Source organism: Micromonospora sp. NPDC003241 (assembly GCF_053589795.1).
The window spans coordinates 28,459-42,082 of the sequence record NZ_JBSFSO010000021.1; the positions used below are offsets into that span (position 1 = coordinate 28,459).

Annotated in this window: 13 protein-coding genes and 1 tRNA gene; 6 read left to right on the forward strand and 8 right to left on the reverse strand. The window is 72.0% G+C overall.

Going from position 1 to position 13,624, the window contains the following annotated elements:
* Position 1 precedes the first annotated feature (1 nt).
* Positions 2-1,828, reverse strand: coding sequence for a hypothetical protein (locus ACWDVW_RS18105; RefSeq protein ID WP_449950066.1), 1,827 nt, complete (start codon positions 1,826-1,828; stop codon positions 2-4).
* 210 nt (positions 1,829-2,038) lie between these two features.
* Between ACWDVW_RS18105 and ACWDVW_RS18110 the strand changes: the two genes are divergently transcribed.
* Positions 2,039-2,749, forward strand: a complete 711-nt coding sequence (locus tag ACWDVW_RS18110) for a class I SAM-dependent methyltransferase (RefSeq protein WP_449950068.1) — start codon at positions 2,039-2,041, stop codon at positions 2,747-2,749.
* A 146-nt stretch (positions 2,750-2,895) separates the two neighbouring features.
* On the opposite strand, the gene ACWDVW_RS18115 is transcribed toward ACWDVW_RS18110, so the two are convergent.
* Positions 2,896-3,429 carry a YbhB/YbcL family Raf kinase inhibitor-like protein gene (locus ACWDVW_RS18115; protein ID WP_396743470.1) on the reverse strand — a complete coding sequence of 178 codons (534 nt, stop codon included), beginning with the start codon at positions 3,427-3,429 and terminating at the stop codon, positions 2,896-2,898.
* Positions 3,430-3,579: 150 nt separating this feature from the next.
* Between ACWDVW_RS18115 and ACWDVW_RS18120 the strand changes: the two genes are divergently transcribed.
* Positions 3,580-3,735 (forward strand): hypothetical protein, encoded by a 156-nt coding sequence (locus ACWDVW_RS18120; protein WP_350698081.1) that lies wholly within the window; start codon positions 3,580-3,582, stop codon positions 3,733-3,735.
* Positions 3,736-4,003: 268 nt separating this feature from the next.
* Here ACWDVW_RS18120 and ACWDVW_RS18125 read toward each other — a convergent pair.
* Positions 4,004-4,090: transfer RNA gene (locus tag ACWDVW_RS18125), tRNA-Ser, on the reverse strand.
* Positions 4,091-4,282: 192 nt separating this feature from the next.
* Between ACWDVW_RS18125 and ACWDVW_RS18130 the strand changes: the two genes are divergently transcribed.
* Positions 4,283-5,260, forward strand: a complete 978-nt coding sequence (locus ACWDVW_RS18130) for an NAD(P)H-quinone oxidoreductase (protein ID WP_449950073.1) — start codon at positions 4,283-4,285, stop codon at positions 5,258-5,260.
* A 161-nt stretch (positions 5,261-5,421) separates the two neighbouring features.
* Here ACWDVW_RS18130 and soxR read toward each other — a convergent pair whose 3' ends face one another.
* A complete protein-coding gene (gene soxR / locus ACWDVW_RS18135) occupies positions 5,422-5,871 on the reverse strand; it encodes a redox-sensitive transcriptional activator SoxR (RefSeq protein ID WP_449950076.1) in 450 nt (149 codons plus the stop codon).
* Positions 5,872-5,917: 46 nt separating this feature from the next.
* Between soxR and ACWDVW_RS18140 the strand changes: the two genes are divergently transcribed.
* Entirely contained in the window at positions 5,918-6,643 is a 726-nt protein-coding gene (locus ACWDVW_RS18140) for a transketolase (RefSeq protein WP_449950078.1), read from the forward strand.
* A gap of 2 nt (positions 6,644-6,645) precedes the next feature.
* Positions 6,646-7,536, forward strand: coding sequence for a transketolase family protein (locus ACWDVW_RS18145; RefSeq protein WP_449950080.1), 891 nt, complete (start codon positions 6,646-6,648; stop codon positions 7,534-7,536).
* Between the two features lie 58 nt (positions 7,537-7,594).
* Here the strand turns inward: ACWDVW_RS18145 and ACWDVW_RS18150 are convergent, their stop codons facing one another.
* Complete coding sequence (locus tag ACWDVW_RS18150) at positions 7,595-8,302, reverse strand: glycosyltransferase family 2 protein (RefSeq protein ID WP_449950083.1); 708 nt, start codon at positions 8,300-8,302, stop codon at positions 7,595-7,597.
* Positions 8,303-8,427: 125 nt separating this feature from the next.
* Here ACWDVW_RS18150 and ACWDVW_RS18155 point away from each other — a divergent pair, with 125 nt between their 5' ends.
* Positions 8,428-10,701: a hypothetical protein gene (locus tag ACWDVW_RS18155; protein WP_449950084.1), complete on the forward strand. Its 2,274-nt coding sequence runs from the start codon at positions 8,428-8,430 to the stop codon at positions 10,699-10,701.
* A 29-nt stretch (positions 10,702-10,730) separates the two neighbouring features.
* On the opposite strand, the gene ACWDVW_RS18160 is transcribed toward ACWDVW_RS18155, so the two are convergent.
* From ACWDVW_RS18160 to ACWDVW_RS18170, 3 genes are all read right to left on the reverse strand, one after another.
* Complete coding sequence (locus tag ACWDVW_RS18160) at positions 10,731-11,243, reverse strand: hypothetical protein (protein ID WP_449950087.1); 513 nt, start codon at positions 11,241-11,243, stop codon at positions 10,731-10,733.
* A gap of 137 nt (positions 11,244-11,380) precedes the next feature.
* Positions 11,381-12,379: a phosphotransferase gene (locus ACWDVW_RS18165; protein ID WP_449950089.1), complete on the reverse strand. Its 999-nt coding sequence runs from the start codon at positions 12,377-12,379 to the stop codon at positions 11,381-11,383.
* 56 nt (positions 12,380-12,435) lie between these two features.
* Positions 12,436-13,608 carry a thiolase family protein gene (locus ACWDVW_RS18170; protein ID WP_449950092.1) on the reverse strand — a complete coding sequence of 391 codons (1,173 nt, stop codon included), beginning with the start codon at positions 13,606-13,608 and terminating at the stop codon, positions 12,436-12,438.
* Positions 13,609-13,624: the final 16 nt, after the last annotated feature.

Here is a 13,624-nt window from a genome sequence, read left to right on the forward strand (position 1 = left end):
GTCACTCCCCGACCAGCGGCCGGACGTCCCAGAGCCACACCCCGCCGGTGTACGTGGGCTCGACGCCGGTCAGCTCGGTCATCCCGGTACGCAGCGCCTCGGCCTGCTCGTGCGGGCCGAGGACCACCGCGCCGGCCCGCCAGTACCGCAGGTCCTCGATCGCCTCCTGCCGGTCCCGCGCGGTGATCTGCGGCACCTCCCCGGTCCGCCGGATCGCACCGAAGAAGGTGCTGGTGGGGCGCGGCGGCGCGGTGAACAGCGCGACCTGGTCGCGGCCGGGCCGGGTGTCGGGGCCGAGGAAGTAGCCACGGGCGATCGGCATCTGCAACCGGGTCTGCGCCGACCAGCGCAGCGGCTCGGCGTACTCGGTGTCGGGCAGCGGCAGGGTCACCAGGCTGCGCCCGCCGGCCAGATAGGGACGCCAGGCTCCGGAGGTGACGAACTCCGGGGTCGGTTCGAGACGCTTGGTCGGCAGCGGGGTGGGCAACACCGGCACCAGAGCCATCGCCAGCACGGTCGCCGTGCCGAACCGGATCTGGGTACGCCGGTCCGGGTGCCGGGCGGCGACCTGCCGGACCCGTTCGGCACCGTAGGCGAGCAGCAGCCCGACGATCGGCGTGATCGCCAGCGACCAGCGGGTCGGCACCACAGAGTGCAGCACCGGCAGGTCCTCCAGCGCGGCCCAGGGGCCGGGTATCCCGGTGCCCCGGCCGTCGAAGCGGATCTCCCGCCCGAGCGAGAGCACCGCGAAGATCAGTCCCAGCCCGGCCAGCGCGATCACCACCGGGTTGCGGCGCAGCCACCACACCACGGCCGCCACCAGGATCACCAGCGGCCAACCGAAGAAGGCGTTCTCCTCGGTGGGGTTCTTGACCAGTCGGGCCGCGCTGAGCGCCTCTCCACCCACCGACTCGCGGGCGTAGGTGAAGAACGAGGCCAGGTCGGTGGAGTAGCCCCGGATCAGCCAGGACAGGCCGTTGTACGCGCCGGGCCCGAAGAACTGGACGTAGAGCGGGTACGCCAGCAGCGCGAGCGCGATCGCGGCGGCGACGCCGAGTCCGGCGAGGAAGGGGCGGGCCCGCCGACGCAGGTCGGGCCGGGCGACGGCCAGCACCACGACGACCACGCCGAGACCGATCGCGGTCATCAGCAGGATCTCCAGGTTCAGGAACGCCTGCCAGACGATCACCAGGGCGAGCAGGACGCCGTTGCGCAGCCAGCGGCCGGGCTCGGCGAGCCGCACGGTACGCCAGACGATCAGCGGCACCACGAACTGGGACACGATGTTCGGGTGCGCGTTGGCGTGCGAAACCATCGCCGGGGCGTACGCGCAGAAGGCGGCGCCCAGCCAGGCCGGGCCGCGCGAGCCGACCAGGACCCGGGAGAGCACGAAGTACCAGGCAGTGGCCGTGGCGATCATCCCGAGCGTGAGAAAGAGCAGGAACGACGCACGGGTGCCGAACAGCAGTGTCACCGGCGTCATCGGCAATGAAACGGATAAGACCGAGGTATTTGCCATCAAATTGACGGATTCCGGCACGTTCATCCGATCCGAGGAGAACGGGTACGCGAATTCCGTCACCACCCGAGCACCGTGGGCCATCATCCACTGAAATTGGGCCATATCGGTCTGATTGTCGCGGATCCCGTCGGCCGGGTTGAGCCACATCCGGGCGGTGACCCAGAAGCCGAGCGCCGTGAAGCTCATCACGGCGACGACGTCCTTCCACCGCCCTGAGCTGGGCCGATGACCAACGTCCGGCGGCCCGTCCGGCACCCCTGGCGCCTCGGACTCGTCGGCGGAGCGGCCCGATTCAGGAGTAGTCATGGTAATTCGGAGCGTAGTCGGCGTATCGGGCCATCGTGCGGCCTTCAGGCCACTGGCGTAACATCTTCCGAGTTCGCTGACCACCACCGATCGTGCAGCTACCCGACCGTAATTCGGCCACCGCGGGCCCCGATATTCCCGCCCTCCAGGCGGATGGTTCACTCAGTCGGTCCTGGCGCGGGGTCGAGTCATATCGTGAGGAATCGACGCATGACAGAAATCACTGGGGATCAGCGCGTGCAGTCCGAGGTTCTGGAGGGCCTCGCCACCGCGGTCAACCACCGACGTTGGTTCGTCGAGCTGGCCGTGCCCTACCTGGGTGACAACCCGATCGAGATCGGCAGCGGGCTCGGCGACTACGCGCTGGAGTGGGCGGAGCACTTCCCCCGCTTCACCGCCACCGAGGCCGACCCGGACCGGCTGGTCGCACTCAAGGAGCGCCTGGCCGACCAGCCGTCCATCGAGGTACGCCAGATGCTGCTGCCCAACACGGAGCGGGGCGACTACAGCGCGGCGGTCTCGTACAACGTGCTGGAGCACATCGAGGACCACGTGTCGGCGCTGCGCACCATGGGCCAGTTGGTCCGCCCGGGCGGCGCGGTCGTCATCATCGTCCCGGCGTTCCAGTTCGCGATGAGCCCGGCCGACGTCGCCACCGGCCACGTCCGCCGCTACACCAAGAAGACGCTCTCCGCCGCGATGACCGAGGCCGGCCTGCGGGTGGAGAAGATCCACTACGCGAACGCGCTCGGCCTGATCGGCTACTTCATGGCCACCAAGGTCTTCCGGCTGATGCCGAAGGAGGGCCCGATGGTGAAGGTCTACGACACCCTCGTCCTCCCCGCCACCAAGGCCGCCGAGCAGATCGCCCGCCCACCCTTCGGCCAGTCCGTCTTCGCCGTAGCCCGCACCCCCACCTAACCCTGCCCCCTCCCTCCCCCTGCCCCCCTCCCCCTGGCCCTCCCGCCCGGGCGGGTTCACCGCGTTGATCAAGAAGTTTGTGCCACGCCCGGTCGGGATCGATGGCCAAAACCTCTTGATCAACGCGGCTCACCGGTGGGGTGGGGTCAGGCGGTGATCTGGTAGGTGGGGCGGATGGTGGCCCGGGCGAGGGTGTGGAAGGCCAGGTTGAAGCCGACGTAGGCAGGTGAGGCGTCCGGCGTGAGGTCCAGGCTCTCCACGTCGAGGGCGTGCACCGCGAAGACGTACCGGTGCGGCCGGTCACCGGCCGGTGGCGCCGCACCGCCGAACCCCTGCACGCCGTAGTCGTTCCGGACGCTGAACGCCCCCCGCAGGTCGCCCTCAGCGACGCCACGCGGCAACTCGGTCACATCCGCCGGGAGGTTGACCAGCACCCAGTGCCAGAACCCGCTGCCGGTCGGCGCGTCCGGGTCGAAACAGGTCACCACGAAGCCCTTGGTCTCCGCCGGGAAACCCGACCAGGCCAGGTGCGGCGACACGTTGCCCCCACCGGTGCTGTCATGGGCGTGCGCCGCGTCCATCGGCTCACCGTTGTGCACGTCGTCGCTGGTCAGCGTGAACGAGGCGACGGTCGGCAGCAGCTCGTACGGGTCCGGGGCGATGGGTCGTTCCAGGGTCATCGACACAGGTCCTTCCGGTGGAAGTGGTGTTCTGCGTCCCCCTTCATACCCTGTCGCGCGGTGCCAACCGGGAAAACGCGAGGTGTCCGCCGTAACCGAAGGCCGCTCACTCGGGTTGTCAGCCTGGCACCCATCGAGCGAGGGAGATCCGTGGCCGGCATCTGGCGCGACTTCGTCACCGCAGCCGTCGACTCCGTACGTGAGCGCGACGATCAGCCCCGACCCGACGAACGCCGCCGGGCCCTGGACCGACTCGCCACCGAGAAGATCCGCGAAAACCAGCAGGTACGCCCACCGAAGCGCTGAGGCGCCGACAGCTCACGACGCTCTCGCCGCCCCCACACCGCCACCCCGCACCTCGCCCCACCGCACCTCGCCCCACCGCACCCCGCCCCGCCGATCATGGAGTTGTGGCAGGGGCAAAGCAGGGCATTCAGGCGCTTTTCGTGTGCCACAAGTCCATGATCACGGCGGCCGACCGCGACCATGTCCATGATCGCGGCGGAGATGGGATGCCCATGACGCGGCAGGTGGTGCGGCGCGTGGGCGGGTGCGGGTGCGGGTGGCTGGCGAGCGGAGGGTGTGGGATTCGAACCCACGAAGACATCGCTGCCTTACCGGTTTTCAAGACCAGCGCCATCGGCCACTAGGCGAACCCTCCCGGGGCCGCGCGCCGCGCGGCCGTGCATAGTCTGCCACGTCCGGCAGATCGGCGAAGGAGTGAGCCACCCCGGCCGGGTGACCGCCGCAGCGGTCGGTCGAGCGACTCCACTGTGTTCCACCTGCACGGATTTCGCCGGCTCAGGGCGTGGCCGGGGCGTAGAACGGCGCGACGATCGGGTAAGACTGGGCCATGCGCGCGATCGTGATTGCCGAGCCCGGTGGGCCAGAGGTGCTGAGCTGGGACGAGGTGCCCGATCCGGAGCCGGGGTCGGGCGAGGTGATCGTCGACGTGCGGGCCACAGCGGTGAACCGGGCGGATCTGTTGCAACGGCAGGGGCACTATCCGCCGCCGCCGGGTGCGCCCGCGTACCCGGGACTGGAATGTTCGGGTGTGGTGAGCGCCACCGGTGCGGACGTCACCGGGTGGCGGGTCGGTGACGAGGTCTGTGCGTTGCTGGCCGGCGGCGGGTACGCGGAGCGGGTGGCCGTGCCGGCGGGGCAACTGCTGCCGGTGCCGGCGGGGGTCGACCTGGTCGACGCCGCCGCGCTGCCCGAGGTGGCGTGCACGGTCTGGTCGAACGTGGTGCAGGTGGCCCGGCTGTCGGCGGGCGACACGCTGCTGGTGCACGGCGGCGGCAGCGGCATCGGCACGTTCGCGGTCCAGCTCGGCACCGCGCTCGGGGCCACGGTGGTGGCGACCGCGCGGCCGGCGAAGCATCCCCGGTTGCGTGAGCTGGGCGCGGTGCACCTGGTCGACTACCGGGAGCAGGATTTCGTCGAGGAGGTCCGGCGGGTCACCGATGGTCGGGGCGCGGACGTCGTGCTCGACATCATGGGCGCGTCCTACCTCGGCCGGAACGTGGCGGCGCTGGCTCCGGACGGGCGGCTGGTGGTGATCGGGATGCAGGGTGGCCGCAAGGCCGAGCTGGACCTGGGCGCGCTGCTGGCCAAGCGGGGCACGGTGGCGGCGACCGCGCTGCGCGCCCGCCCGCTGGACCAGAAGGCCGCCATCGTGCAGGGGGTACGCGACGAGGTCTGGCCGCTGGTCGAGGCGGACCGGGTCCGTCCGGTCGTGGACCGACGGCTGCCGATCACCGAGGTGGCGCAGGCGCACCGTCTGGTCGAGTCGAACGAGCACCTCGGCAAGGTGCTGCTCACCGTCGGCTAGGGCCAGCTTCATGAGGGCGGTCGACCCGAGGCGGAGTCCGGGCGGCGATCCGGCAAGGCGCGGTGTGGTCCGGATACCGGTGTCGTATCCGGACCACAGGGCAACGCCGCCGGTCGTCGTTCGGGCCCCCCGCAGGCCGACCAGTTCTCATGAAACAGGCCCTAGATCGAGTCGCGCCCCGGCAGCGTCAGTCGGGGGCCGGGGCCCTCGGCGGCGAGCCGGTCGTCCATGTTGTTGAGCGCGCAGCGCTGGAGTGACAGGCAGCCGCAGCCGACGCAGCCGTCGAGGTCGTCGCGGAGCTTGCTCAGCAGCTTGATCTTCTCGTCCAGCCGGTCCCGCCAGATGGCGGAGAGCCGGGTCCAGTCCTCGGCGGTCGGCGTACGGGAGGCGGGCAGCGAGTCGAGGGCGGCCCGGATGTCGTCCAGCGAGATGCCGACCTGCTGCGAGATCCGGACGAACGCCACCCGGCGTAGCTCGCCTCGGTGGTAGCGACGCTGGTTGCCACCGGTGCGGTCGGCCCGGATCAACCCCATCCGCTCGTAGTAGCGCAGCGCCGACTGCGCCACGCCGCTGCGCGCGGCGAGCTGACCGATGGTGAGGGCTTCCTGCATCACACCGCCTTGAATTGAACCTGACTTCAACTTGCAGAGTATCCGCATGACTACTCTCGCCACCACCGCCCGCGTCGCCGAGGCCGCCGCGCCGCTCGACGGCCGATCACCGGTCGCACCGCTGCTGGAACGGATCCGCGCCGGCCGCGTGTTCGGCGCCAACGTCCACTCGACCGTCGACGTGCTCTGGGTGCTCTACGACCGGATCCTCCGGATCACCCCGGACACCGTCGACGACCCGGCTCGTGATCGTTTCCTGCTCTCCAAGGGCCACGCGGTCGCCGGCTACTACGCGGTGCTCGCCGCCAAGGGTTTCGTGCCACTCGACTGGCTGGACGACCAGGGCGGGCCGGAGAGTCGACTCGGCGACCACCCGGACCGGACGCTGCTCCCCGGGGTCGAGATCGGCTCCGGCTCGCTCGGGCACGGTCTCGGGCTGGCCGTCGGGACCGCGCTCGGGCTCCGCGCCCAGGGGCTGCTCGACACCCGGGTGTACGCCCTGCTCGGTGACGCCGAGCTGGACGAGGGCTCCAACCACGAGGCGATCGCGTACGCGGGGGCGACCGGCCTGCCGAACCTGACCGCGATCGTGGTCGACAACTCCTCCGCCACCCATGGCTGGCCCGGTGGCGTGGCCACCCGGTTCACGGTGAATGGGTGGACCGCCGCCACGGTCGACGGACGGGACCACGACGCGCTGCACACCGCCCTGACCGGGCACCACGGACACCGGCCGCACGTCGTCGTCGCGGTCGTCGAGAGCGGGGAGTAGCCATGCGGGACAGTTTCATCGAGACCACCACGCACCTGCTGGCCGAGGATCCGCGTACCGCCCTGGTGCTCGCCGACATCTCCGCCGACGCGTTCGCCCCGGCCGCCCGGCGGCACCCCGACCGGGTGCTCAACGTCGGCATCCGGGAGCAGTTGATGCTCGGGGTGGCCGGTGGGCTGGCGCTGACCGGGTTACGGCCGATCGTGCACAGCTACGCACCGTTCCTGGTGGAGCGGGCGTACGAGCAGATCAAGCTCGACCTCGACCACCAGGCGGCGCATGCGGTGCTGGTCAGCGTGGGCGCGTCGTACGACCGGGCGGCTGCCGGACGCACCCATCTGAGCCCGGCCGACGTCGCGCTCTTCGACACCCTGTCCGACTGGACGGTGCACGTGCCGGGGCACCCGGCCGAGGTGCCCGGTCTACTGCGCGCCACGGTCGCCGGGGACACCTCGGCGTACCTGCGGTTGTCGACGTTGCGCAACGCGCGGCCGTACGCCGGCGACGGGGAGCTGGTGGTGGTCCGCGACGCCGGGCCCGGCGCGCCGCTGCTGGTCGCGGTCGGCCCGGTGCTGGACGCGGCGGTGGCAGCCGCAGCGGATCTGCCCGTCACCGTGGCGTACACCCACCGGCCGCGCCCGTTCGACACCGCCGGCCTGCGGGCGCTCGCCGGCACCGAGGTGATCCTGGTCGAGCCCTACCTGGCGGGCACCTCGACCCGGGTGGTCACGGCGGCGCTTGCGGACCGGCCGCACCGGCTCCTCGCACTCGGCGTGGGACGCGACGACCTGCGCCGCTACGGCTCGGCCGACGACCACACCCGCTGGCACGGGCTGGACGCGGCGGGCCTGCACCGCGCGCTGACCGGGTTCCTGTCCCCGGCTCTGGTCTGAGGACCGCCGTCGCCCGCGCCCGGCGGGCAAGCCGCCCGTCCTCGCCCCGGCTGCCGCGTCAGGCGGCGGGACCGCTCCCGGGGCGGCGGCGGGTCCGTTCGCGGCCGAGGATCCAGATCGCCTCGACGCCGTCCCGCCAGGTGATCTTCTTGCCCTCCTCGCGGCCCCGGGCCCGGTAACTGATCGGCACCTCGTACGGCCGGATCCGGCGGCGCAGCAGCTTGCCGGTCACCTCGGCCTCCATGCCGAAGCCCCGGGACCGCACGTCGAGCGAGCGGTAGAGCTCCACCGGCATCAGCTTGAAGCAGGTCTCCAGGTCACCGATGTAGGAGTTGAACATCACGTTGGCCGCCATCGTGACGCCCTTGTTGCCCATCACGTACCAGAAGCTGTAGGCGCTGTGGCTGCCGAAGGTCCGATTGCCGTAGACCACGGTCGCCCGGCCGTCGAGCACCGGGGCGAGCAGCTTGGGGATGTCCTGTGGGTCGTACTCCAGGTCCGCGTCGAGGATGACCATGTATTCGCCTTCGGCGCTGGCGACCGCCGTCCGGATGGCCGCGCCCTTGCCGGCGTTGCGCTGGTGCGTGATCACCCGCAGCCGCGCGTCGTCGGCCCGACCCAGGACCTCCCCGGTGCCGTCGCGGCTACCGTCATCGACCACCACGAGTTCGATCTCGCACGGGTACTCGACCGCCAGCGCCTGCTTGAGCGCATCCGCGATGCGCTCTTCCTCGTTGTAGACCGGCATGAGGATCGACAGCTTCACGGGAATCTCCACGAGGGCGGCAGTGTGTCGGCCATAGCGTAGCCCCGGCAGATCGATCCTGTGGTAGCGACCGCCTCAGCAGATTGAGCGTCGGGCACCCCGGCCGATGGTGTTTACTTCCGGCCATGTCGGCCGCCGGCTTCCCGTTCGTGTTCGCCCCCGTCGTCGCCGTCGTGCTGGCGACGGTGGCGTTGCGGCCACGGTCCGCGCGCCACACCGCGCCACGGCGGCTGGCGGTGATCCGAGCGAGTCTCGCCGTCGGTGCCTTCGCGGTGCTGACCGTCGAGGTGCTGGGTGCTCTGGGCAGGTTGACCGCGCCCGCGTTCGGCGTGGCGTGGCTGCTCTTTCTCGCGGGTGTCGGGGTCGCCGCCGCGCGGCGGCGGGCGGCCGCCACGACCGGCCGGACCCGGGAGGCGGATCGCCGTACCTCCGGCGGTGCGACCGGGTCGGTCGGTGGTCGGCCCGCCGCGCCGTCGTCGGCGAGTGTCCTCGCCGGAGCGTCGGACACTCGCGCCGCGGTCGGTACGGTCACCGCGGTCGACCCGGCGACGACGTCCGGCCCGGACGGCCCACCGGCGGCGGCGGGCTGGCGCGCGTCGGTCACCGACTTCTGGCGTACGGCGAGTCGCGGCGAGCGGGTGCTGGCCGGTACGGTCGCCGGGCTGCTCCTGGTCGAGTTGCTGATCGCCCTGCTCGCCGCGCCGAACAACTTCGACTCGCAGACCTACCACCTGCCCAAGGTGGAGCGTTGGGTGGCGCAGGGCGACCTGTCGCTCTGGGCGACCGCGATCCACCGGCAGGTCACCATCCCGCCGGGTGCTGAGTACTTGCTGTTGCACCTGCGCCTGTTCACCGGCGGCGACGCGCTTCACCACCTGGTGCAGTGGGCCGCCGGGGTGCTCTGCCTGATCGCGGTCGCCCGGGTGACCGCGCAACTCGGCGGCGCACGGCGGGCCCAGTTGCTCACCGTGTTCGTGCTGGCCACCACGCCGATGGTGACGCTCCAGGCGACCAGCACCCAGACCGACCTGGTCTGCGCCGCCTGGGTGGTGTGCGCGGCCACGCTCGCGCTGGACGGGCTGCGTCACCGCGCCGGCTTCGGTGAGTTGCTGGCGCTCGGGGCGGCCACCGGACTGACCGCCGTGACCAAGACCAGCGGCCTGCTCGCGGTCGGTCCGCTGCTGGTGCTCTGGGGACTGGGCCAGCTCCGCCTGGCGTACCTGGAGCGAACGGGCGCGGACCGTCGGCTGCCGGTCGGCCCGACCGCCCGGACGGTCGGTGCCTCTGCGCTGATCCTGCTCGTCGCCGTCACCGTGGTCGGCCCCTTCCTGGGCCGGGTGTACGCCGAGTTCGGCCACCCGCTCGGGCCGGAGCGGCTGCGCGAGTCGGTGCCGATGGAGCGGCACGACCCGCTGTCGGTGGTGGTGAACGCGCTCCGCATCGGACACACCGCGCTGGACACCCCGCTGGCCCCGCTGCGGGACGCCTCCGCCGCGGCGATCATCGGTGTGGCCGGGCTGCTCGGGGTGGACCCGCAGGACCGGGCGATCACGTTCGGGCGGGAGGTCTTCCCGGTGCCGTCGTGGTACCCGGACGAGGACCGGGTGGCCTTCCCGCTGGCCGGTGCGCTGGTGCTGATCGGTGCCGTGGCGGCGCTGCGCCGTCCGGCGCGGGTCAGCCCGGAGACGGCCGGTGCGCTGCGCGCGTACGCACTGGTGGTGGTGGTCGCGGTGGCGCTGCACACCACGATGATCAAATGGCAGCCCTGGGGCAACCGGCTGATCCTCTACGCCCTGGCCGCCTCGGTGCCGCTGGCCGGGCTCTGGCTCGACGCCGTGCTGCGCCGTGCGCGCCAGAACGCCGGTGCCGGGCAGAACGCCGGTAACGGGCACAACGCCGGTGACGGGCAGGGTACCGGTGACGGGCGGGATGGCCGACGACCGATCGCCGCGACGCTCGCGGTGACGGTACTGGCCACCTGTGCGCTGGCCGGCGTGCTCGCGGTGTCGTACGGCTTCCCGCGCCGACTGGTCGGCGCGGGCTCGGTCTTCACCACCTCCGACTGGGAGAGCCGCTTCCTACGGCGTCCGCAGTGGGCGGAGGAGTACCGCTGGGCGGCCGACGCGGTGCGCGCCGCCGACGCCCGTCGGATCGGTCTGTCCCAGCGCAACGACGACTGGGAGTACCCCTGGTGGCTGCTGCTGCGGGACACCGACGGCGGGTCACCGGAGCTGCTGGCGCTCCAGTCGGTGCTGGACCACCGTCCGGCGGCCGATCCTGCGGAGATGGATGCGATCGTCTGCACCGGCAGCCGCCGGCTCTGCGCGGATCTCGTGCCGCCCGGCTGGCGGTTCGAGTTCCGGGACTACGTGGGCTACGCCCTGCCGACCGATCGCTGAACCCGACGCGGTGGTCGGGATGTCCTGCGTCAGCGCGCCACGGCGGGATGCAGCGTGGGCGGCCGGGTGGCGGTGGGCGCCTCGGCGACGGTCGCCACGATCCGGGGCAGCGCGCTGCGTACCCGGGTGCGGAAGGCGTGGTTGAGCAGCGCGTCGAGCTGCCACACCTGCTTCGGGAACTGGGTGCGGATCAGGAACCGCTCACGGATTCCGTCGATCGCGGTGGCGGCCAACTCCACCGAGTGCAACCGGGGGTCGGGGCTCCACGTGACGTGGCTCAGCTCGCGTAGTTCGGCGTTGAGGTGCAGTCGCAGGCGGTGCAGCACCGGCGTCTGCCGGGTCACCACCAGCCGTCGATGGGTGAGTAGGAGAAGGTAATCCCCGGACATCGGCCGATCGGGTCGGCCGCACCGGGTGACCAGGATGGTGGCGTCGCCGGAGCCCACACAGCGACGGAACACCGGCATGTGGCGCGTAGCGGTCTGCACCGCCAGGCCGGCCTCGGAGGCGGCCGGGAGGAACGTTCGGGAGAAGACGTCCATGACCTGCCCAACGACGATGTTCGCTGGGTGACGTGGCTCACGGACATGCTTTTTGCAAATTCCACGTTACGTCTTGCACGGCCGATCGGGACCTGTTCGACCGGCCCATCGACGCGCCCAGGCGGGCCTCGACGCGCTCAGGCGAACTCGGTGACCAGCAGTTCGTCCAGCCACCCGGGCACGCTGGCGGCGAACTCGGCGCGACCCGGGTCGGTGGTGTCCAACGCCCGACGCCACGACAACGCCCGGCTGACCATGGTCACCCCGGCCGCGACCTCGGCCAGCCGGAGCAGGGTCCGCCGGTCGCACCGGTCCGTCCACGACTCCAGGTACGCGTCGCGCAGCCGAGCCAGCGCCGGGTCCCCCGCGTCGAGACCGCTGACGTACGCAACCGACCGCAGCGTCACCAGCAGCGTGCCGAACGGGTGCGCCACCGACGCGTCACCCCAGTCGAAGAACCGGTGGCCGTCGCCGGTGACGAAGACGTTCCCGTCGTGCAGGTCGTCGTGCTGGACGGTGGGCCCGATCGGCCCCTCGGCCAGCAGTCGGCACCGCTGCGCGTAGTCGGGCAGCAGGGACCGCAACCGGTCGCGCGCCTCGGTGGTCAGTCCGTCCGGAGTGTCCAGCAGCAGCGCCGCGTCGTCGTCGAGCAACTCGGCGAGGTGCCCCGGCATCGCCTCCGGGCGATGATCGGGTACGCCGAGACCGAGCAGTTCGTCGACGTGCACGGCGGTGGCCCGTTGCAGGTCGGCGTACTCGGGCAGGATCCGTTCCCACCGAGCCGGGTCCGGCTCGCCGGCCAGCGCCTCGCGCAGCGTCGCGCCGCCGTGCGGCAACAGCGCCCAGCGCCGCCGGGTGTCCACCGCGATCGGATCGAGCACCCGTCCGGGCGCCAGCCGGGCCAAGGCGGCCGTCAGTGCCGTCTCGAAGCCGGTCCCCGCCGCGTTCGCCTTGAACCACACGTCACCGGCGTCGGTGGGCACCCGCCAGATCAGCGCCCACGGTCGGACGCGTGGCTCGACCGGGCCGGTGATCCGCTGCCCGGTGCGGGCGAGCGTCTCGGCCACCCATTCCCACGCGGCGGCCCGCCACGTCCGGTCGTCCCAGTCGGTGTGCGGTGCGGTCGCGGCGGTCACGGGGGCACGCTAGCCCGCCCCCGGCTCGACCCGCGACGGGTTTTACGCCGTACGGATCAGAGCAGCTCGACGATGGTGGCGTTGGCCATCCCGCCGCCCTCGCACATGGTCTGCAGGCCGTACCGCACCCCGTTGTCGCGCATGTGGGCGAGCATTGTCGTCATGATCCGGGCACCGGATCCGCCGAGCGGGTGCCCGAGCGCGATGGCGCCGCCCCGGGGGTTGAGCCGCTCCGGGTCCGCCTCGGTCTCCGCCAACCAGGCCAGCGGCACCGGAGCGAACGCCTCGTTCACCTCGTACACCCCGATCTCCTCGATGCCCAGCCCGGCGCGGCGCAGCGCCTTCGCGGTGGCCGGGATCGGCGCGGTGAGCATGGTGACCGGGTCGTCGGCGGCGACCACGGCGGTGTGTACCCGGGCCAGCGGACGCAGGCCGTGCCGACTGGCCCACTCACTGGTGGTGACGGCGAGCGCCGCCGCGCCGTCGGAGATCTGGGAGGCGGTACCGGCGGTGACCACGCCCTCCGGGTGGAACGGGGTGGCCAGTTCGCCGAGCTTCTCCAGCGAGGTGTCCCGGCGGATGCCCTCGTCCGCGGTGAACTTCCCGCCGTCGGCCAGCGGCACCGGGGCCAGCTCGGCCTCGAACGCCCCGGCGTCCTGGGCGGCGGCGGCCTTCTCGTGGCTGGTCAGCGCGAACTCGTCGAGCTGGGTCCGGGACAGCCGCCAGCGTCGGGCGATCAGCTCCGCACCGACACCCTGGTTGAACGGCAGCGCCGAATCCTCGGCGACCCCCTCGACGCCCTGGTAGCGGGCCAGGATCTGCCCGCTGAACGGCAGCCCGCCCGCCGCGCTGGAGCCCATCGGCACCCGGGTCATCGACTCGACGCCGCCGGCCACCACCAGATCGGCCTGTCCGGAGAGCACGGTGGCGGCGGCGAAGTGCAGGGCCTGCTGGCTGGAGCCGCACTGCCGGTCCACCGTGGTGCCGGGCACCGACTCGGGCCAGCCGGCCGCGAGGACGGCGTTGCGGGCGACGTTCCACGACTGCTCGCCGACCTGGGAGACGCAGCCCCAGACCACGTCGTCGACGAGCGTCGGGTCGATGCCGGTGCGTTCGGCGAGGGCACGCAGCACGTGCGCCGACAGGTCCACCGGGTGGACCGTGGCCAGGCTGCCCTTGCGCCGCCCGACCGGGGTACGCACCGCGCCGACGATAACCGCGTCACTCATGTCTACTCCCCGGTAA